Annotated in this window: 20 protein-coding genes and 2 pseudogenes; 18 read left to right on the top strand and 4 right to left on the bottom strand. The window is 33.7% G+C overall.

Annotated features, from left to right (window positions below; all coding sequences use genetic code 11):
- Positions 1-143: 143 nt before the first annotated feature.
- Positions 144-1295, bottom strand: a complete 1152-nt coding sequence (locus ACQ9BO_RS07315; RefSeq protein ID WP_431244173.1) for a formimidoylglutamase — start codon at positions 1293-1295, stop codon at positions 144-146.
- A 14-nt stretch (positions 1296-1309) separates the two neighbouring features.
- Positions 1310-3825 (bottom strand): annotated as a pseudogene (topA, locus tag ACQ9BO_RS07310) (type I DNA topoisomerase).
- A 594-nt stretch (positions 3826-4419) separates the two neighbouring features.
- Between topA and miaB the strand changes: the two are divergent.
- The 5 genes and pseudogenes from miaB to ACQ9BO_RS07285 all read left to right on the top strand — a co-directional run bounded on the left by miaB (position 4420) and on the right by ACQ9BO_RS07285 (position 8557).
- Positions 4420-5865 carry a tRNA (N6-isopentenyl adenosine(37)-C2)-methylthiotransferase MiaB gene (miaB, locus tag ACQ9BO_RS07305; RefSeq protein WP_431244172.1) on the top strand — a complete coding sequence of 482 codons (1446 nt, stop codon included), beginning with the start codon at positions 4420-4422 and terminating at the stop codon, positions 5863-5865.
- A gap of 119 nt (positions 5866-5984) precedes the next feature.
- Positions 5985-6323 (top strand): GxxExxY protein, encoded by a 339-nt coding sequence (locus ACQ9BO_RS07300; RefSeq protein WP_431245085.1) that lies wholly within the window; start codon positions 5985-5987, stop codon positions 6321-6323.
- Between the two features lie 51 nt (positions 6324-6374).
- The gene (locus tag ACQ9BO_RS07295) at positions 6375-7634 is read left to right on the top strand and encodes a sigma-54 interaction domain-containing protein (protein WP_431244171.1); all 1260 of its coding nucleotides are present in this window, start codon (positions 6375-6377) and stop codon (positions 7632-7634) included.
- A 102-nt stretch (positions 7635-7736) separates the two neighbouring features.
- Positions 7737-8256, top strand: a pseudogene (locus ACQ9BO_RS07290) (LptE family protein).
- Positions 8257-8359: 103 nt separating this feature from the next.
- Positions 8360-8557, top strand: coding sequence for a hypothetical protein (locus ACQ9BO_RS07285; protein WP_431244170.1), 198 nt, complete (start codon positions 8360-8362; stop codon positions 8555-8557).
- 113 nt (positions 8558-8670) lie between these two features.
- Here ACQ9BO_RS07285 and ACQ9BO_RS07280 read toward each other — a convergent pair whose 3' ends face one another.
- Positions 8671-8841: a hypothetical protein gene (locus ACQ9BO_RS07280; protein ID WP_431244169.1), complete on the bottom strand. Its 171-nt coding sequence runs from the start codon at positions 8839-8841 to the stop codon at positions 8671-8673.
- Between the two features lie 433 nt (positions 8842-9274).
- Here ACQ9BO_RS07280 and ACQ9BO_RS07275 point away from each other — a divergent pair, with 433 nt between their 5' ends.
- The 13 genes from ACQ9BO_RS07275 (at position 9275) to ACQ9BO_RS07215 (ending at position 18304) form a co-directional block, all read left to right on the top strand.
- Complete coding sequence (locus ACQ9BO_RS07275) at positions 9275-9472, top strand: hypothetical protein (RefSeq protein ID WP_431244168.1); 198 nt, start codon at positions 9275-9277, stop codon at positions 9470-9472.
- 271 nt (positions 9473-9743) lie between these two features.
- Positions 9744-10079 (top strand): preprotein translocase subunit SecG, encoded by a 336-nt coding sequence (secG, locus tag ACQ9BO_RS07270; protein ID WP_431244167.1) that lies wholly within the window; start codon positions 9744-9746, stop codon positions 10077-10079.
- A gap of 148 nt (positions 10080-10227) precedes the next feature.
- Entirely contained in the window at positions 10228-10503 is a 276-nt protein-coding gene (locus ACQ9BO_RS07265; RefSeq protein ID WP_008467105.1) for a co-chaperone GroES, read from the top strand.
- An 82-nt stretch (positions 10504-10585) separates the two neighbouring features.
- Positions 10586-11437: a chaperonin GroEL gene (gene groEL / locus ACQ9BO_RS07260; RefSeq protein ID WP_431244166.1), complete on the top strand. Its 852-nt coding sequence runs from the start codon at positions 10586-10588 to the stop codon at positions 11435-11437.
- Positions 11403-12218: a TCP-1/cpn60 chaperonin family protein gene (locus ACQ9BO_RS07255; RefSeq protein ID WP_431244165.1), complete on the top strand. Its 816-nt coding sequence runs from the start codon at positions 11403-11405 to the stop codon at positions 12216-12218. Before groEL ends, ACQ9BO_RS07255 begins: the two co-directional genes overlap by 35 nt.
- A 384-nt stretch (positions 12219-12602) precedes the next feature.
- Complete coding sequence (locus ACQ9BO_RS07250; protein WP_431244164.1) at positions 12603-13151, top strand: ectonucleotide pyrophosphatase/phosphodiesterase; 549 nt, start codon at positions 12603-12605, stop codon at positions 13149-13151.
- Positions 13148-13555 carry an alkaline phosphatase family protein gene (locus ACQ9BO_RS07245; protein WP_431245084.1) on the top strand — a complete coding sequence of 136 codons (408 nt, stop codon included), beginning with the start codon at positions 13148-13150 and terminating at the stop codon, positions 13553-13555. The genes ACQ9BO_RS07250 and ACQ9BO_RS07245 overlap by 4 nt, the downstream gene beginning before the upstream one ends.
- Complete coding sequence (locus tag ACQ9BO_RS07240) at positions 13513-13806, top strand: hypothetical protein (protein WP_431244163.1); 294 nt, start codon at positions 13513-13515, stop codon at positions 13804-13806. The genes ACQ9BO_RS07245 and ACQ9BO_RS07240 overlap by 43 nt, the downstream gene beginning before the upstream one ends.
- A gap of 256 nt (positions 13807-14062) precedes the next feature.
- A complete protein-coding gene (locus ACQ9BO_RS07235) occupies positions 14063-15256 on the top strand; it encodes a hypothetical protein (protein ID WP_431244162.1) in 1194 nt (397 codons plus the stop codon).
- Between the two features lie 86 nt (positions 15257-15342).
- The gene (locus ACQ9BO_RS07230; RefSeq protein ID WP_431244161.1) at positions 15343-16446 is read left to right on the top strand and encodes a hypothetical protein; all 1104 of its coding nucleotides are present in this window, start codon (positions 15343-15345) and stop codon (positions 16444-16446) included.
- A 509-nt stretch (positions 16447-16955) separates the two neighbouring features.
- Positions 16956-17840 (top strand): hypothetical protein, encoded by an 885-nt coding sequence (locus ACQ9BO_RS07225; RefSeq protein WP_431244160.1) that lies wholly within the window; start codon positions 16956-16958, stop codon positions 17838-17840.
- A complete protein-coding gene (locus ACQ9BO_RS07220) occupies positions 17827-17949 on the top strand; it encodes a hypothetical protein (RefSeq protein WP_431244159.1) in 123 nt (40 codons plus the stop codon). The genes ACQ9BO_RS07225 and ACQ9BO_RS07220 overlap by 14 nt, the downstream gene beginning before the upstream one ends.
- On the top strand, positions 17939-18304 hold the full coding sequence (locus tag ACQ9BO_RS07215; protein WP_431244158.1) for a hypothetical protein: 366 nt from the start codon (positions 17939-17941) through the stop codon (positions 18302-18304). The genes ACQ9BO_RS07220 and ACQ9BO_RS07215 overlap by 11 nt, the downstream gene beginning before the upstream one ends.
- 267 nt (positions 18305-18571) lie before the next feature.
- Here the strand turns inward: ACQ9BO_RS07215 and ACQ9BO_RS07210 are convergent, their stop codons facing one another.
- Positions 18572-20101 carry a SulP family inorganic anion transporter gene (locus tag ACQ9BO_RS07210; protein ID WP_431244157.1) on the bottom strand — a complete coding sequence of 510 codons (1530 nt, stop codon included), beginning with the start codon at positions 20099-20101 and terminating at the stop codon, positions 18572-18574.
- Positions 20102-20417: the final 316 nt, after the last annotated feature.

The following is a 20417-nucleotide window of genomic DNA, read 5'->3' as shown; positions in this document are numbered from 1 at the left end:
TAAAAAAAATATTTCATCGATAAACTAACGCAAAAAATCGACCAAAAACATCAAATTTTATAATATGTAATCTACTTCTTATTAATATTTCTTAAATAATTTTTAGGATTCTAAAAAATTAAGATTTTAATTGAAATTTTCTTCTACAAAGCGTTTTTTCGCTGTGCTTTCCACCATCTTTCTGGCAATTCTTGATTGCAAGCACACAAATATTCATCATAAGAACACGGTAATAACGTATTTCTTTTCAATTTATTGCCGCCGTTTGAAACAAACGGAATTTCGATCCACCAACGATCAGTTTTGTCGCTTTTGTAAAAAATCAGCTCCTCATCTTCTAGAGGAACAATATATTTCAAATAGTTTGTTCTGCTTCCAAATGGATATTCTTTCGAACGATAATGATAACCTTCTATAAAATACCATACAATTTGAGCAATCAAAACTGATTCATGCACAGTACTGTTATGATTAAAAATTCCAAATGCCGAAACTTTATCACTTATTCCTGAATATCTCGCCAAAGAACAAATCTCTTTTCCATTGAAACCATTTGGCTCAAAAGACACCAAATTACCTGATTCAGATGATTTTACAGAATTCAAATCAATACTCACAAGATCAGCATCTCTGAAAACTGGCTCTGATAAAGCAATATTTGTTGAAATTTCTCCTAATCGATAAGCATCAAAAAACAATTTTTCGATTAAATCAATTTCTTCTTGAGAGTTATAATAGGTTTGATATCCTATATTACAATAATTAAATAAGTTATTCGGCTCATCAATAATGATTTTAGTCAGGTAAGAATTGGCTGAAACCGATTCATTTTCTTTGCCAAAATCAAAACGATTATCTACCGAAACCAAATTCACCATCTGCTCCAAATCATCATAAGCGCGATACAATGCATAGGTCAAATCCTGAGAACCTCCTAGGACTATAGGAATAACTTTATTCTTAATTAAAGAAGCCACAACTTTTTTAAGTGCAAAATAAGTATCATCAACAGAATCGCCCGCCAGGATATCACCAAGGTCAGCAATAGATGCGTCCCAGTTACCTGGAAACATGCCGTAAAGCTTCTTTCGGATCGAAGTCAAATTGACTTCATTGACCATATTAATGTTTCGTCTGTCTTCTAAAACACCAATAATGGCAATATTTATTTTGCTAATATCAGGAAATTGATCGTGGGTGTGCAACACTATTTTACTGCCCAATTCTTGAGAAGACAACGAATTGATAAAATTTACAATTCCTTCGTTAACTGGTTCTAGAAAATCAAATTCCATTTATTGTGCTTATATTATTTCTTTTTTGCTGTTGCTTTTTTAGCAGGAGCTTTCTTCGCTGTTGTTGTTTTTTTAGCCGGAGCTTTTTTTGCTGGTGTTTTTGCCGCAATCATTTCTTGAACTTGAGCCAATGTTAATTTTGTTGCATCAACATCTTTGCTTAATTCAATTTTGATTTTTCCTTTCAGAATTACCGAACGTCCCCAACGTGCTTTTTCCACTACAATTCCTTCTTCTTCCCAATTGTGAAGCACTTTGTCAATGTTCTTTTGCAATTTATCTTCAATCAATTCCTCAACATCAGCCTGAGATAGATTATCGAAATTGTATTTTTTGCTCACATTTACAAAAAGACCATTCCATTTGATGAACGGACCAAAACGTCCCACTCCTTTTTGAACAGCTTCTCCTTTGTAAACCGCAATTGGCGCATCAGCAAGTGCTTTTTCGTCAATTAATTCCTGAGCTCTTTCTTTTGAAACTCCTAAAGGATCTTCTCCTCTAGGCAAAGAAATAAAGACACTTCCGTGACGTACATATGGGCCATAACGACCATTATTAACTTCAACTTCTTCTCCTTTATATTCTCCCAGACTTTTTGGAAGCAAGAATAAATTCAAAGCTTCTTCAAGTGTAATATTTCCAATGTTTTGATCTGCCATTAAGCTGGCAAATTTTTTGTCTTCGTCGTCTGCTTCTCCAATTTGAGCCATTGGACCAAATTTTCCTAAACGAACAGAAACTTGTCTTCCATCAGCATCTTTCCCTAGAATTCTTTCACCGCTTTCACGCTCAGCATTTGCATCAACTTCTTTTACATTTGGATGAAACTGATTGTAGAAATCCTGCATCATTTTTGCCCAGTCGATATTTCCTTCGGCAATCTCGTCGAAATCCTGCTCAACTTTTGCAGTAAAATTGTAATCTAAAATATTTCCGAAGTTTTTAACTAAGAAATCTGTTACGATTGTCCCGATATCCGTTGGAACTAATTTCCCTTTATCAGAACCTGTATTTTCTTTTAATACTTTTTCGCCAACTTTACTGTTTTGCAACGTAAGCTGTGTATAATTACGTTCTACTCCTTCAAGCGTTCCTTTTTCAACATAATTTCTATTGATAATAGTTGAAATGGTTGGTGCATAAGTAGAAGGACGTCCAATTCCAAGTTCTTCAAGCTTTTTAACCAAAGAAGCCTCTGTATAACGAGCCGGCGGTCTTGAATATCGTTCTGTGGCTGTAATATAGCTATTTGCTAACTTTTCATTTACTTTTAAAGCCGGAAGCATTCCTTCTTGCTCTTCTTCGTCATCATCATGACCTTCTAAGTACACTTTCAAGAAACCTTCAAAAAGCAATACTTCCCCTGAAGCTGTAAAAATTTCGTTGTGGTTATCTGCTTCGATTTTTACGTTTGTTCTTTCTAACTGCGCATCACTCATTTGTGAAGCCAAAGTTCTTTTCCAGATCAAATCGTATAAACGAGCTTGGTCACGGTCAATATTTACAGAATGACGAGACATATCTGTTGGACGGATTGCTTCGTGTGCTTCTTGCGCCCCTTTGCTTTTCGTTGCAAAAGTTCTCGGTTTTGAGAATTCTTTTCCGTATGATTTTATGATTTCTGCTTCAGCGGCGTCCATTGCATCTTTTGAAAGATTCACAGAATCGGTTCTCATATAAGTAATAAGTCCCGCTTCGTAAAGACGTTGCGCTAACTGCATTGTGATTCCAACTGGCAAATACAATTTTCTTGCGACCTCTTGTTGAAGCGTTGAAGTTGTAAAAGGTGCTGTTGGAGATTTTTTGGTAGGTTTAGTTTCTAAATCGGCTACCTTATATTTAGAACCGATATTTTGGTTTAAGAAATCTTCGGCTTCTTTTTTAGTATTAAAGTTTTTTGGAAGTTTTGCTTTGAAAGCTTTTCCTGCTTCATTTACAAATTCTGCAACAATAGAATACGTTGCAACTGCATTAAAACTTTGAATTTCACGTTCTCTTTCAACAATCAAACGTACAGAAACAGATTGTACACGACCCGCTGAAAGTCCGCCTTTAATTTTTCTCCATAAAACTGGAGATAATTCATAACCTACTAAACGGTCCAAAACACGACGTGCTTGTTGTGCGTTTACTAAATTATAATCAATTTCTCTTGGATTGTCGATTGCTTTAAGAATCGCAGATTTTGTAATTTCGTGAAAAACAATACGTTTTGTTTTTTTGTATCCAGTTTTAATTCTTCCGCCAAGTGCCATGAAATAGCCTCTCCCTCGCGGTCCTCATCGGATGCTAACCAAACCGTTTCGGCATTTTTAGAAAGTGATTTTAGTTTCGTTACCAAGGCTTTTTTATCCGGAGAAACTTCATATTTAGGTTTAAAACCATTTTCTACATCTACTCCTATTTCCTTTGATGGTAAGTCTGCTATGTGACCATAACTTGACTCCACCTGAAAATCACTCCCAAGAAATTTCTCGATCGTTTTCGCCTTTGCAGGTGACTCCACTATTACTAAATTCTTTGCCATTGCTCTTATTTTCTGCAACAAAAGTATTTATTTTTTTTAAATATTAACCTTATCGGTGCATTTTTGAGTTATTTTAATATTATGTTTCTCAAAATTGCAGATTTATCTGTAATCCTACCTATTATATATATAGGTGTAATTTTTAATCGATTATGACCGAGAAATTCTTTTATTTCAGATTTGAGAGTTGAGATTTTAGATTATAAAAAGCATATCATAAAATCTACAATTCAATTTAGAATTTTCTTTAAATCAAATTTTATTTTGAAACCGAAAGCCCTAGCCCAGATTGCAACGGAAAGCCCGGAGTAAAAAAAGCAAAAGTTTCTTGTTTTAAAAAAGCGACTCCCGAAGCCTCGGGAGAAGCTCTTTTAAAACATTAGAAACTTTGCTTTTTTTATGAGGACTTGAAGTGGAAAGCTGGAAATAGCTCCTTAATAATTTATTGCCGATTTTAGATTTTAGATTTTAGATTCTCATTGCTGATCTTAAAAAAACTCGTTATTCATTAAATTTCAACAATCTAAAATCTTTTTCCTGCCATCTTGTCATATTCATCTCATTTAACCTATCTTTGCACTTTGAATTTTTACAATGGAAAAGATTATTGAAGAAAGCAAACAGGGCGAAAGTCTTGTTTTAGAAAATAAACCTGAGAATACTAAAAAACTATTTATAGAAAGTTACGGCTGTGCGATGAATTTTTCGGACAGTGAAGTCGTAGCTTCGATTTTGTCTGACGGCGGATATAACACAACTTCAGTTTTAGAAGAAGCTGATTTGGTTTTGGTGAACACTTGTTCAATCCGAGACAAAGCTGAACAAACTATTCGTAAACGTCTTGAAAAATATAATGCGGTAAAACGTACTAATCCAAAAATGAAAGTAGGCGTTTTGGGCTGTATGGCTGAGCGTTTGAAAAGTCAGTTTTTAGAAGAAGAAAAAATAGTCGACCTTGTTGTGGGTCCTGATGCTTATAAAGATCTTCCGAATTTATTGGCTGAAGTTGAAGAAGGACGCGATGCTATCAATGTAATTTTATCGAAAGAGGAAACATACGGAGATATTTCGCCTGTTCGTTTGATGAGCAACGGAATTACGGCTTTGGTTTCTATTACTCGTGGATGTGATAATATGTGTACGTTTTGCGTTGTACCTTTTACGCGCGGACGCGAAAGAAGCCGTGAACCGCAAAGTATCATGAATGAAATTCAGGACTTGTGGAATAATGGCTATAAAGAAATTACACTTTTAGGCCAAAACGTTGACAGTTACCTTTGGTACGGAGGCGGATTGAAAAAAGATTTCGTAAATGCTTCTGAAATGCAAAAAGCAACTGCTGTTGATTTTGATCAATTGCTTGAAATGGTTGCTGTTGGTTTTCCTAAAATGAGAATTCGATTTTCGACCTCAAATCCGCAGGATATGCACGAAAGCATTCTACATGTTATTGCGAAATATCCAAATATCTGTAAACATATTCATTTGCCGGTTCAGTCTGGAAGCAATAGAATTTTGAAAGAAATGAATCGTTTGCATTCTCGTGAAGAATATATGGCTTTGATTGATAAGATTAGAGCGATTGTTCCTGATGCTTCGATTTCGCAAGATATGATTGCCGGTTTCCCAACAGAAACTGAAGAAGATCACCAAGACACTATGAGTTTAATGGAATATGTGAAATACAACTTCGGTTATATGTATTCGTATTCTGAACGTCCTGGAACTTTGGCCGGAAGAAAAATGAAAGATGATGTTGAAGAAGAAACCAAAGCTAGAAGATTACAGGAAATTGTCGATTTACAACAAAAACATGCTTGGTTTAGAAGCGAAGAGTTTGTTGGAAAAACTGTTGAAGTTTTAGTAGAAAAAGTTTCTAAGAAATCTAAAGACGAATTTTCAGGAAGAAATTCTCAAAGTATAACGGTAGTTTTCCCGAAAGAAAATTACAAAATTGGAGATTTCGTAAACGTAAAAATTACAAGTTGTACTTCTGGAACTCTAAAAGGTGAAGCTGTAGGACTTAGTAGCATGAATTAGTTTTTTTTTGCCACAGATTAAAAGGATTAAAAAGATTTTTTTAATATTTTTCTTACTTTTAATTTTGTACCAAAATTAAAATATTTATGCAACATTATAGATAAAAAGATACTTACAAGATTATTGGAATTTGCATGGAAGTGCACCGAAATCTTGGTCCAGGTTTATTAGAAGTAGTTTACAAAGATGCTTTAGAATTAGAGTTTAAAGAAAATAATATTCCTTTTGAAAGAGAAAAGGAATATTCAATTGAATATAAAGGAACTATTTTACCTCATAAATTTTATGCTGATTTCATTATTAATGAAGATATAGTTTTAGAGGTAAAAGCTATAAAAGAATTTTCAAGTGAACATATTGCTCAGATTTTAAATTATATTAAGTTATCTAATTCAGAAGTAGGATTGCTGATTAATTTTCAAACAAAATCCCTCCAATATAAAAGATATATTTTATAATTTAGAGAATCTGTGTTAATCACTTTAATCTGTGGCAAAAGAAAAAAATAAATGGAAACAGTTCAAGCAATAAAACAACGATTTGAGATTATTGGAAACGATCCGAAATTAAATCGTGCTATCGAAAAAGCCATTCAGGTTGCTCCAACTGATATTTCAGTAATGGTAACTGGGGAAAGTGGTGTTGGTAAAGAAAATATTCCTAGAATTATACATTCGCTTTCGCACAGAAAGCATGGTAAATATATTGCCGTAAACTGCGGTGCAATTCCGGAAGGAACCATTGATAGTGAACTTTTCGGTCACGAAAAAGGAGCTTTTACAGGCGCAACAAGCACACGTGAAGGTTATTTTGAAGTGGCAGACGGCGGAACAATCTTTCTTGACGAAGTTGGAGAATTGCCATTAACAACTCAAGTAAGATTACTTCGTGTTTTGGAAAATGGTGAATTTATAAAAGTAGGTTCATCTCAAGTTCAAAAAACAAATGTTAGAATTGTTGCCGCAACCAACGTGAATTTATTTAATGCGATCGAAAAAGGAAAATTCCGTGAAGATTTGTACTATCGTTTAAGTACAGTTGAGATTACTTTGCCTCCTTTGAGAGAACGAAATGACGACATTCATTTATTGTTCAGAAAATTTGTCGCCGATTTTGCTCATAAATACAAAATGCCACCATTAAGACTAGATGATGATGCGGTACAGCTTTTGCAGAAATTCAGATGGAGCGGAAATATTCGTCAGCTTCGAAATGTTGCTGAACAAATTTCTGTTTTAGAAACGAATCGCGACATTAGTCTGGCAACTTTACAATCTTATCTACCAGCAGAAGGAAGCAATTTACCTTCTGTTATTAGCGACAGCAAAAAAGAAAGTGATTTCAGTACAGAAAGAGACATATTATATAAGGTACTTTTCGATATGAGAAGCGATTTGAACGATTTGAAAAAACTGACCTTGGAACTCATGAAAAATGGTTCTTCAAAAGTGCAGGATATCAATCCAAATTTAATTCAGAAAATATACGGAAACCAGCAAAACGACAGCGAAATTGATTTTGAAGAAGAACCAAGAACTGCAGTAATGACAACTCCAGCTGTTCGTGAAGAAAACTATCAAATTCAAGACGACAATTATTTATTTGCCGAAACTATCGAAGAAGAAGAGATTTTACGTTTGGAACAAAAAGAAATCGAAATGATCAAAAAATCATTAGAGAAAAACAAAGGAAAACGTAAAGTCAGCGCCGATGAACTAGGCATTTCTGAAAGAACATTGTATCGAAAAATCAAACAATTCGATTTATAAAATAATTAAATTACAATTCCGAAATTCCAAATTCCAATTACTTATATTTGGACACAATTGGAATTTGAGATTTAAAACATTGGAATTCCCTCTTCAAATAGTATGAAAAAAATATATTCTTTATTTGCACTTTTGAGTCTGTTCTTATTGAGCGGATGCAATATTTACAACTTCACAGGAACAGGAACTATTGATGCAAAAACTTTTCAGGTTAACTTTTTTCAAAACAATGCTGATTTGGTTGAACCTGGAATCGACAGACAATTTACATTGGCACTTCAGGATTTGATTATGAATCAAACGAACCTGAATTTGGTAAGCAATAGTGGTGATTTGGTTTACGAAGGTGAAATCGTAGATTACAGAATAAGCCCGATGACAGCAACAGCCGTTGCAGACAGACGGCGCTGTTGGAGCCGCACAAAACCGTTTGACAATTCGTGTAAATGTTCGTTTTACAAACAAGAAAAACGAAAAGGATGATTTTGAAAGAACATTTGAATTTTACAATGACTTCCCAGGAACAGATCTTCCAACGGGAGCTGTTTTAAGTAATGCAATCCAAACTATTTTTGAAAGAATTACTCAGGATATTTTTAATGAGTCATTGGCTAAATGGTAATTTTGCTTGTTTAATCGTTTAATCGTATAACCGTTTAATCGATAAAACAACTAAAAACAAATCAACGATTAAATAGTTAACCGATTAAACAAAAAAATAAATAATGAACGTAACCGATTATACATACCTAATCAATAAACCTGACACCGTTACAGAAAAACAGGCCGAAACATTAGGAAGTGTTTTGAATGAATTCCCGTATTTTCAAAGTGCGCGCGCATTGCGATTAAAAGGACTTTACAAACAAAACAGCTTTAAGTATAATTATGCCTTAAAAGTTACAGCAAAGACATACCACTGATCGCTCGGTTTTATTTGATTTTATTACTTCGGAGGAATTCACGCCAATTCAGGGCGCGTATTATGACCGAAAGCTGAGGGACCTTTTAAACATCACCGTTTTTGATGTCGAAATTATTTCAGCGGAAGAAAAAAGAAACTTGCCGAAGTCCGAATCGATCCAATCGAAAAATCAATTTTAGATTCTATCAAAGAAGCCACAAATGTAACTTTTGAAGAACCAATAAAAGTAGAAGAAAAACCAATTGAATCTGTTATTGAAGAGCCAATTGAACTTTCTGCCAAAGAAGAAATTCCGGTTGTTAAAGAAACACCTATTATTAAGGAAAGTCGAACTTTTCTAGAAGACAGATTAGACGATGAAATTCCGAGTATTCGAATTGATCCAATTGAAGAATCAGTATTTAATGCAATTAAAGAAGCAGGAAATGTAGTTTTTGAAGAAGCTAAAACTATTGCAGAACCAACTGCAATTGAAATAATTCCAGAAACAACAATTATTGCAGAAGAAACTATAACGGAAGAACCTACAACAATCGAAATTTCACAAACAGTAGCACCTGTTGAAGAAACTGTAACGATTGAAGAATCAAAAGAAATCGAAGTTCCGGAAACTATAATTGCAATTCAAGAAACTGAAACAATCTCAGAACCAGAAAAAATCGAAATTCCTGAAGCAGTAAAAACTGCAGAAGAGAATCTAGAAATTGGAAAACCATTGGATTTTTCAGGAAATGAAACACATTCATTTCAAGAATGGTTGCAATTAGCAAGAACTGAGCCTATTGACAGAACCAAAGAAGCGCTAATGGAAAATAATTTAACGAAAAATCCTGTTGAAATTGCAGAACAAACGTTAGGAACAGTTAATCCAGAAGAAAAAATAGAGGAAGAGAAAAAGAAAAAGCGGAAATAATCGACCGATTTATTGAAGCAAATCCAAAAATCTCTCCGATAAAGCAAACAGCAATAACTGCAACTGCCCAGCTTGACATCAATAAAGACGATAGTTCATACTTAATGACAGAGACTTTAGCCAGAGTATATTTGGAACAAAAAAATACACAAAGGCAATTCAAGCATATGAAATATTAATTTTGAAATATCCAGAAAAAATTACTTTCTTTGCAGACCGCATATCGGATATAAAGATTTTACAACAAAATAACAATAACAATAATTAAGTAATGAGCACATTTTCAATTTTTTTAGTTTTAATCACAATAGTTTGTTTTCTATTGATCGTAGTAATCATGGTACAGAACCCTAAAGGAGGAGGATTATCTTCTACTATCAGTGGAACTCAAATGTTAGGTGGTGTACAAAAAACAACAGACTTTTTAGATAAAAGTACTTGGACATTAGCTACAGTTTTGATCGTTTTAGTTATTCTTTCAAGCTTAAGCTTTACAGGTTCATTAAATGATACTGGATCTAAGATTATTGAAAAAACAGAAGCTCCTGCAAATACACCTGCAACACCAGCACAGCAAACTCCTGCTCCAGCGGCACCAGCTAAATAATTATAGCTTGATATAAAAATCTAATGCCAGCCTGTCAAAGCTGGCATTTTTTTTAAGAAATAATGTCAGTTTATTGAGCATGGCACAATTTCTGAAAGTTTATTGAACAATAAAAAACGTATAATAACTTAATTAATAATATAAAATCATGGCTTTAAACATTAAACCGCTTTCAGACCGCGTACTTATCGAGCCTGTTGCGGCTGAAACTAAAACTGCCTCAGGTATTTTTATTCCAGATACTGCCAAAGAAAAACCACAAAAAGGAACTGTAGTTGCAGTAGGAAACGGAACTAAAGATCACACTATGACTGTAAAAGTTGGTGATACTGTTCTTTACGGAAAATATGCAGGAACTGAATTAAAATTAGAAGGTACTGATTATTTGATTATGCGCGAAGACGACATCTTAGCAATTATCTAAAAAAATATTGTATTAAGTACGAAGTATTAAGAATTAAGAACTTCGATAACTTGAAACAAATCAAACTTTAAACAAAATTAAAATGGCAAAAGATATAAAATTTGATATTGAAGCACGTGACGGTTTAAAACGTGGTGTTGATGCATTGGCAAATGCTGTAAAAGTAACTCTTGGACCAAAAGGTCGTAACGTAATCATCGGAAAATCTTTCGGTGGACCAACTGTTACTAAAGATGGTGTTTCTGTTGCAAAAGAAATCGAATTAAAAGACGCTCTAGAAAACATGGGAGCGCAAATGGTTAAAGAAGTAGCTTCTAAAACCAATGATTTAGCTGGAGACGGAACTACAACTGCTACAGTATTAGCTCAAGCTATCGTAAAAGAAGGTCTTAAAAACGTTGTCGCGGGTGCAAATCCAATGGACTTAAAACGTGGTATCGACAAAGCTGTTGAAACAATCGTGGCTGACTTAGCAAAACAAGCTAAAGTTGTGGGAAGCGATTCTGACAAAATCAAACAAATTGCTTCTATCTCTGCTAACAATGACGATGTTATTGGTGAATTAATCGCTACAGCTTTCGCAAAAGTTGGAAAAGAAGGTGTAATCACTGTTGAAGAAGCAAAAGGAACTGACACTTTCGTTGACGTTGTTGAAGGAATGCAGTTTGACAGAGGATATCTTTCTCCTTACTTTGTAACAAATCCAGAGAAAATGGAAGTTGAATTAGACTCTCCATACATCTTATTATACGACAAAAAAGTTTCTTCTTTAAAAGAATTACTTCCAGTTTTAGAGCCAGTTGCTCAATCAGGAAAACCATTATTGATTATTGCTGAAGATGTTGACGGAGAAGCTCTTTCTACTTTAGTAGTAAACAAATTAAGAGGTGCTCTTAAAATTGCTCGCTGTAAAAGCTCCAGGTTTTGGAGATAGAAGAAAAGCAATGTTAGAAGATATCGCTATCTTAACTGGCGGAACTGTAATTTCTGAAGAAAGAGGTTATACACTTGAAAATACAACTATCGATATGTTAGGAAACGCAAAAAGAGTTTCTATCGATAAAGACAATACAACTATCGTAAGCGGTGCTGGTGAAGCAGATATCATCAAAAACCGTGTGAACCAAATTAAAGGTCAGATGGAAACTACTACATCTGATTACGACAAAGAAAAATTGCAAGAGCGTTTGGCTAAATTAGCTGGTGGTGTTGCTGTTCTTTATGTTGGTGTCGCTTCTGAAGTTGAAATGAAAGAGAAAAAGACAGAGTTGATGACGCTTTACACGCAACTCGCGGTCGCTGTAGAAGAAGGAATCGTTGCTGGTGGTGGTGTTGCTTTATTAAGAGCTAAAATTGCTTTAGCTGATTTAAAAGCCGACAACGCTGACGAAGCTACTGGAATCCAAATCGTTTCTCGCGCTGTTGAAGCTCCATTAAGAACTATCGTTGAAAATGCTGGTCTTGAAGGTTCTGTTGTTGTAGCTAAAGTTTCTGAAGGAAAAGGTGATTTCGGATACAACGCAAAAACTGACGAATATGTAGATATGCTTACTGCTGGTATTATCGATCCTAAAAAAGTAACTCGTGTTGCATTAGAAAATGCGGCATCTGTTTCTGGAATGATCTTAACTACAGAATGTGCATTAATTGATATTAAAGAAGAAAATGCCGGAGGTGGAATGCCAATGGGAGGCGGAATGCCAGGAATGATGTAATTCATTCTCTTCTTAAAACTTAAAAGCGCCAGATTTCTTATCTGGCGCTTTTTTTGTTTGCCACGAATTTCACTAATTTCCACGAATTAGTTTTAATCTTTTGCGCATAGTTCAATTAGCCACAGATTAAAAGGATTTTTATTTCATGCGGATCATAGACTATAAAAATTTAAATTAATCTGCTTAAATCTGTAAAATCTGCGTGAAAATTTTTAATGTACCCAATAAAGAAATCCTTTTAATCTGTGTAATCTGTGGCAACTTCTTTTACACAAAGCATTAGTGGAAATTCGTTCAATTCGTGGCAACTCTTTTATTTAACATTCTCTTTTTCTTTAAAAAATCTGTTATCAATACCTTTGTTGCTTCACAATAATATAAAAAATGAAAAAGCATTTTACCTCACTCCTATCCTTAGTTTTTCTTTCACTTTCTTTCGTTTTACAAGCCCAAAACAATAAAGACAATTACGTTGTTTTAGTTTCTATGGATGGATTTCGTTGGGATTACGGCAAACAATTCAATCTTCCTAATTTAAAGCAAATTGAAAAAGTAGGTGTTCATGCCAAATCAATGAAACCTTCTTATCCGAGCAAAACCTTCCCAAATCATTATTCGATTGTAACAGGTCTTTATCCAGATCATCACGGAATCATCAATAATGTTTTTTATGATGCTACTTTAAACCAAGCTTTTTCATTATCAAGCGATGCAAAAAATGATTCAAGATTTTATGGTGGAAATCCGATTTGGAATTTAGCCGAGCAACAAGGCGTAAAAACAGCTTCGTTCTTCTGGCCAGGTTCTGATATTGACAAAAGAAATCCAAGTTATTTCAAAAAATACGATAATAAAATTCCGCACGAAGCGAGAATCGATACCGTTATGAAATGGTCTGCAGCCTTCCAGAAAAACAGCGTCCTCATTTGGTGACTTTATACTTTGACGAACCAGATCATACGGGGCATAATTTTGGCCCGCTTTCGCCTGAAAACAAAAAAATGGTCATCAAAATGGATTCTATAATGGGTGAAATATCTCGAAAATTAGATCAATTGCCTATCGGAAAACAAATCAATTTGATCATTGTTTCAGACCACGGAATGGCAAATATAAGCAATGACAAAAAAGTAGCGGTTTTAGATTATTTGAAACCAGAATGGTTGGGTTATAAAGATGTTGTAAATCCAATTATGAGTTTGCAAGCAAAATCTGGCTATCAAGACTCTATTGCCAATGCTTTGAAAAAGTTCCTCATATCAAATTCTGGAAATCATCTGAAGTTCCCGAAAGATTGCATTACGGAACAAATTCGCGCGCGCTTGATTTTGTTATAGAAGCCGATAAAGGATGGAGTTTAGTAACGAAAGAATCTCAAAACATCAAAGGCGGAACGCATGGTTATGACAATAATGAAAAAGATATGCACGCTATTTTCTACGCAAAAGGGCCGGCTTTTAAAGTAAACAAAAGAGTCAAAACATTTCAGAATGTTTCGGTTTATCCTTTAATTGCTCATATTTTAGGTCTTCAAACAGGAGAAATCGACGGAAAATTGAGCGATGTTTACACAATGCTCGCTAATTAGATAATTTTCTTATATGATAACAGCAAACCCAACAGATTTTGAATCTGTTGGGTTTCTTACTTTAAAATCTTTGCCAGCAAAACGCATATAAGTTACTACAATAAACGCACTTATATAATTATCTAATCGGCAAATTTCCAAATTATCTAATCATCTTACTTTAAAAAAACTTGCATGGTTTTTGTGAATTACAGATTAATATTACAATTAATTCTATAGCTTTATGGTAATTAAAATTGTTCCTAATATTTTCTGTATGAAATCAATCATTCGGTTTTTTAGTTTACTATTTTGTGTACATTCCTTTTCACAAGAGATTAGCAATCAAGATAAAATCACCAAATATCTTTCTGATTATTTTTCAGAGGACCGAGAGATTATCCATGTACAATTCAATAAAAATATTTATACAAATAACGAAGATATTGCCTTCAAAGGATACATCTTAAGCAAAAACAACAACATTCCAAATAGCTCTACTACAAATGTTCAATTAGTCGTTTATAATGATGAAGAACAAATAATTCAAAAACAATTGCTTCTTGCACAAGAGGGCATTTTTTCTGGCGGAATTCATTTAAATGAAAAATTCAAATCTGGTAAATACTATTTTCATTTTTATACGAACTGGATGAATAATTTCAAGGAAGATGATTCCTTTAATCAGACCATCGAAGTTATTGACAAAAACAATCCGTATGTTTTTGAAACCAATGAGCCGAATTGGCAAACAGCAGAAATAAGCTTGTTTCCCGAAGGCGGAATTATACTTAGTGATGTCGTCAATACGATTGGAATTAAGATTACAGACTGCAATAAAAAAGGAATAGAAATAACAGATGGCGTTATTTTGGACTCTAAAGCAAATGAAATTTCAAACTTTCGCACCAACAAAATGGGAAATGGTGTTATTTATTTAAGAGCACAATTAAACGAAAAATACACGCTAAAAATAAATACTGACAAATTAAAAATACAACAGCCTCTTGGCAAAATTGCAGAAACCGGATTAATCCTAACTCAAAAGGATTATACCGCTAAAAACAATTTGCTTGTTGTTCTAAAGACAAATGAAAAAGGGCTTCAAACCTTTCAAAATAAAAAATTCATTGTGCTCATTCAGCAAAATGGTAATTTAATGCAACACGAGGTTACCTTCAATAATAACAAAACAGAACAGCCAATTTTCTTTGATAAAAAATCCCTATCAAATGGCATTCATACGATCAGACTATTAGATGAAGATTTGAATGAGATCACAGAGCGATTAACTTATCTTGAAGAAGATCCGAATCCGTTGACAATATTTCAAACTAAAGCAACAGCTAACGACAGCATTATATTATCTGGGAAAGTGGAAACTAACAACGCACATTTGAGTATTAGTATTCTGCCGGAAAAAAGCATTTGCAATAATCAAAAAAATCAATTTTTGGAACTTATTATTTAAATACCTATTTAGACAAACCAGTAAGTGATACTTATTTTTATTTTAATCCAGACAATAAAACCCGAAAACGAGACATCGAACTCTTATTGGTTACACAAAACAGAGGCAAATACTTATGGGAAAACATTAAAGCAGGTCCGCCAAAAATCAGTTATGAATTTGAAAAAGGAATTACCATAAATGGGAAAGTGGAGAGAGAACAAAAACCGAATTCTAAAAATAAAATTTCTCTTTTTTCATTAAAAACCAACCTGTTTGATGAAACTTTTATTGATCAGAATAATGATTTTAAATTCGAGCATTTTTTTGTTCAGGATTCTACTGTTTTAGGCCTACAAATGAGCAATGAGAAAAACAACACTTTAACTACTAAAATAGAAGCACGAATTGCTAGAAATGAACCTCGCTTTGCTTTGGGACCATCATTCGAAAAAACATTCTGTCCAATAAAAAAAGTGCCTGAAAATGTTTTTAATTTCCCACCGCCTAAAATAAAAGCTACTACATTAAAAGAAGTAGAAGTGAAAAATACTCCCCAAAAAGAAGTCTTTATTCATAAATCAGACGTGAGCTTTATGGCTAGAGCCTTTAAAATTGACGGCAAATCACATCAGACTTTGCTAAATTTTCTATCTTCAAATGGCTACAATACAGGCATTGATCCCAGTACTAATACCGTACGTATAGCAGATCGCAGAGATGCTTATAAAGGTTGGGCACCGGGTTCTTATCTCACAGCGACTCCTCCAAATGTGTATATTGACAATTTTTTACTTTATGATTTTAATGATCTTTACTATCTTACGTTAGATCAAATAGATGAAATCTACATTGACCGAACCGGAAGCTCTGATGTTACAGCTCTAAGAGGACATGGCACAATTAAAATTTTCATGAAAACCGGGCAAAAAAACGAATATTTCAAAGTAAAACATACCTCATTAATTGTAACAAAAGGTTTTGCGCAAAATTTCACATACAAAACTGTACCATTAGAAGATCAGGTCGAATTTAATTATTTCGGAACATTGAATTGGTCACCAAACGTCGAATTAACCGATCATTCAGATTTTCAAATTAAAATTCCAAAGAATGGTCAAAAAGAAATAACAGTTTTAATAGAAGGTTTTACTAATGATGGATATTTAATTTCAGAAGTTAGAAAAATTCCTATTGGAGTAAATAATTAGAAAATTTGCCAATTAGAAAATTAGACAATCCTTTTTCTGTACAAAAACAAACCCGACAGGTTTAAAAAAACTGTCGGGTTTGTTGCGTTAATACCTTTGCGCATAAGACGCACTGCAGTACGTCTCTAAGGATATGCATGCTATTAATGCAATTATCTAATTATCTAATTAGCATATTTACAAACTATCTAATTATCTTCAAATTCTTTATTCAACTTGTACTAAATTTTATAAAATAAAAATTTCTCTAATCATTTTGGTCGTGATATATTTTTTGTTTCAAAAAACCTTAATCTACAATAAAAAAAATTTTTAGAGACAAAGTGATGCACAAAGCTCCAGTAATTTTGCCGAAATTTTAGAGGTAAAAGGCAATATGCTTTCTAATTATTTACTCAGAGTGAATTAACAATAGGACACATCAAAAAAACATTCACTCTAAACTGAAATAATTTTATCACCCTAAAGAAAATATTAAAGACATGAAAAACAAAAAATTTATTACAAAAATGAAGAAAATTACTTGTCTCCTATTATTAATTCAGAGTGGATTTATGATGGCGCAAACAAAAACCGTTGTTACCCAAAATGGGGAAAAGGTCACTATTCATCCTAATGCCAATAACGGTATAACAGCAAACGCAGGTTATATTCAACTAGGAGGAGAATTAATACAGGCTACAAAAATAAAAACAACGTCATCATCTACTCTTGCTTTAGATGGACTTATAGCAGGATCTAACACAGATAATGTTTTAGTAATTGATAGTGCCGGGATAATACGTTTTATATCTAGAGCAGAATTTGCCGGTGACAATCTTGGTAATCATATTGCTGAAAAAGATTTAGATATGAATGCTAAAAATATTGCTGGAGCCGCAAATATTACTGCTACAGGAAAAACAAGTACCGCAACAGCTCAAATCTCTACAGGCGCTACAACTGGTTATATCGCTACATCAGTAGACGCGACTGGTAATGTTGTTTGGACAGATCCTGCAACAATTTCTACAAAAGGTGACAATCTTGGTAATCATATTGCTGAAAAAGATTTAGATATGAATGCTAAAAATATTAATGCGGCTACAAATATTACTGCTACAGGAAAAACAACTACTGCAACAGCACAAATCAGTACAGGTGCCACAGCTGGTTATATAGCTACATCAGTAGATGCGGCAGGTAATGTTGTTTGGACAGATCCTGCAACAATTACTACAAAAGGTGACAATCTTGGTAATCATATTGCTGAAAAAGATTTAGATATGAATGCTAAAAATATTAATGCCGCTACAAATATTACTGCTACAGGAAAAACATCTACTTCAACAGCTCAAATCTCTACAGGTGCCGTGACTGGTTATATAGCTACATCAGTAGATGCTCGCTGGTAATGTTGTCTGGAAAAATCCTTCAGAAATTACTACTCAAGGCGACAACCTTGGTAATCACATTGCTACAGAAGATCTAAATATGAGTTCTTTTAATGTTAATGCTCGCTAAAAATATTACCGCTTCAGGAAAAACAACTACTGCAACAGCTCAAATCACTACAGGTGCTGTAGCTGGTTACGTTGCGACATCAGTAGATACAGCTGGTAATGTTGTTTGGACAAATCCAGCAACTTTTGCAACACAGCTAACTATTGACGAATTTACCACTACATCAGCTGGAACAGCTTCTTTTACACTAAGTATAGAACCACAAGCGTTAAAAACACAAATGTTTGTAAATGGTGTCGCTATTTCTAAAGAAGCATTTTCTGTAACTGGTACTACTGCAACATATGATCCTTCTAAAAATGGTTCATATGTATTAATGGCAAATGACCTAGTAAAATTTGTTTATCTAAAATAATAGTTTTTTAAGAATTTTATCGAAACAGATAAAGCTTCAAAACAATAATAGACAATAAAAAAGTCGCAAACCAAAATTTGCGACTTTTTCACTTTAAAAAACTTACTATTTTCAATATTTGTAATCGTTTCATTAAAAAATCTTTAATGTGGCTTTAAACGCTATGTTTTTTTTAGCTCAACAGACCTTAAATTAAAAATTATTTTTCAACTTTTTCTTCATTTAATAGCACTTCTCAAAGAAGTAAATTATTTTATTTTCTAATTATCAGGAAACCACTTTATAAGTAGGATCTTCAATAACATTTACCTTAATAACAGCATCGGCATTTTTTAGTAATTGCCTGCAGTCTCCGCTTAAATGCTGTAGCTCTACTATTTTATTTAGCTGAGTGTATTTTTTGGTCAAATTGTTCAGTGCTTCAATCGCTGACATATCAGAAACACGGCTTTCTTTAAAATCAATAATCACGTGATTAGGATCATTTTGAATGTCAAATTTTTCTAAAAAAGCAGTAACCGATCCAAAAAATAATGGCCCATAAATTTCATAATGCTTTACGCCATTTTCATCAATATAATGACGTGCCCGGATTCTTTTAGCACTTTCCCAAGCAAAAACCAAAGCCGAAATAATCACTCCAATCAAAACTGCCAAAGCCAGATTGTGCAGTACGATTGTAATTAAAGCCACTAGAATTCCAACAAAAATATCATGTTTCGGCATTTTATTAATAATCTTGAAACTTGCCCATTCAAAAGTGGTAATAGCCACCATCATCATAACTCCCACCAAAGCCGCCATCGGTAATTTTCCTATTACAGGCGCTCCAAAAAGTATAATCATTAAAATAGTCAAAGCGCCTATAATTCCTGAAAGTCTGGCTCTAGAACCTGCTCCAAGATTCACTAGAGTTTGAGCAATCATTGGACAACCACCCATTCCGTAGAAAAAGCCGTTTAAGATGTTCGAGCTTCCTTGTGCAATGCATTCGCGATTGCTATTGCCTCGAGTTCCCGTAATTTCATCAACTAAATTCAACGTAAGCAAACCTTCAGTCAAACCCACTGCCGCAACAATTACGGAATAAGGAAATATGATTTTTAAAGTTTCAAAAGAAAGCGGAATATTCGGAATGTGAAAAGGAGGAAATCCACCTTGAACTGATGCAATATCTTCAACTGTTTTAGTTTCAATATTAAAAATAATTACGATCGCAAAAACAACCATAATAGCCACAAGCGAAGCTGGCACTGCTTTTGTAATTTTAGAAAAAACCAAAACAATTGAAATTGTCAATGCAACCAATCCTAACATAATGTACAAAGGTGCTCCTTGAAGCCAAGAAACTTGCCCATTTACTACAGTTTTAAATTGTTCCAATTGCGACATGAAAATTACAACTGCTAAACCGTTTACAAAACCAAACATCACTGGCTGTGGCACTAAACGAATAAATTTTCCGAGTTTAAAAAGTCCGATACAGATTTGAACAATACCGCCGAGTGCGACAGCGGCAAAAACATATTCAATTCCGTGCGATTTCATCAGAGCAATTAAAACAATCACCGTTGCTCCTGCTCCACCCGAAATCATTCCCGGTCTTCCTCCAAAAATTGCTGTTACCAATCCCGCAATAAACGCCGCATACAACCCAACCAAAGGCGGAAATCCAGCCAAAATTGCAAAAGACAACGATTCTGGAATCATTGTCATAGCAACGGTTAAACCGGCTAAAATTTCGTTTTTGTAATTGACTTTTTGAGTAAAATCGAAGAGTTGGAATGCTTTTTTCATAGGGCACAAAATTAGAAAATAATGTGCGAAAACAACGCAAAGCTAACTATTAAGTAATAGTATTACTGAACATCGAAATATTAAAATAACGACTCCATTTCTATTTCGATCAAAAACAGATTAAAAATTTTGTATTCTATCCAACTTTTTGAGACTACAAATTATCATTTAAAAAAAAGACAACACTATTCATTATTTTTTTGCACATTATTATACTTTAAAAAAAGCGCAATTCTATATTCAACAAATTTCACCTCATAAATTTTATCTTTCTCATGATATGTAAAGTAGGCTTTTTTCAAACAAAATACTTGAT

It is taken from the genome of Flavobacterium sp. P21 (assembly GCF_050632225.1).
Taxonomy (GTDB): Bacteria; Bacteroidota; Bacteroidia; order Flavobacteriales; family Flavobacteriaceae; genus Flavobacterium.
The sequence above is the reverse complement of the archived record's forward strand: the minus strand, read 5'-3'. Positions and strand labels throughout refer to the sequence as shown.

Excerpts from the sequence above, each read along its gene's own strand:
- ACQ9BO_RS07315 (WP_431244173.1), bottom strand. The coding sequence starts at position 1,295 with ATGGAATTTGATTTTCTAGAACCAGTTAACGAAGGAATTGTAAATTTT.
- miaB (WP_431244172.1), top strand. The coding sequence starts at position 4,420 with ATGGAAAAGATTATTGAAGAAAGCAAACAGGGCGAAAGTCTTGTTTTA.
- ACQ9BO_RS07295 (WP_431244171.1), top strand. The coding sequence starts at position 6,375 with ATGGAAACAGTTCAAGCAATAAAACAACGATTTGAGATTATTGGAAAC.
- ACQ9BO_RS07285 (WP_431244170.1), top strand. The coding sequence starts at position 8,360 with ATGAACGTAACCGATTATACATACCTAATCAATAAACCTGACACCGTT.
- secG (WP_431244167.1), top strand. The coding sequence starts at position 9,744 with ATGAGCACATTTTCAATTTTTTTAGTTTTAATCACAATAGTTTGTTTT.
- ACQ9BO_RS07265 (WP_008467105.1), top strand. The coding sequence starts at position 10,228 with ATGGCTTTAAACATTAAACCGCTTTCAGACCGCGTACTTATCGAGCCT.
- groEL (WP_431244166.1), top strand. The coding sequence starts at position 10,586 with ATGGCAAAAGATATAAAATTTGATATTGAAGCACGTGACGGTTTAAAA.
- ACQ9BO_RS07250 (WP_431244164.1), top strand. The coding sequence starts at position 12,603 with ATGAAAAAGCATTTTACCTCACTCCTATCCTTAGTTTTTCTTTCACTT.
- ACQ9BO_RS07235 (WP_431244162.1), top strand. The coding sequence starts at position 14,063 with ATGAAATCAATCATTCGGTTTTTTAGTTTACTATTTTGTGTACATTCC.
- ACQ9BO_RS07225 (WP_431244160.1), top strand. The coding sequence starts at position 16,956 with ATGAAGAAAATTACTTGTCTCCTATTATTAATTCAGAGTGGATTTATG.
- ACQ9BO_RS07220 (WP_431244159.1), top strand. The coding sequence starts at position 17,827 with ATGCTCGCTGGTAATGTTGTCTGGAAAAATCCTTCAGAAATTACTACT.
- ACQ9BO_RS07215 (WP_431244158.1), top strand. The coding sequence starts at position 17,939 with ATGCTCGCTAAAAATATTACCGCTTCAGGAAAAACAACTACTGCAACA.
- ACQ9BO_RS07210 (WP_431244157.1), bottom strand. The coding sequence starts at position 20,101 with ATGAAAAAAGCATTCCAACTCTTCGATTTTACTCAAAAAGTCAATTAC.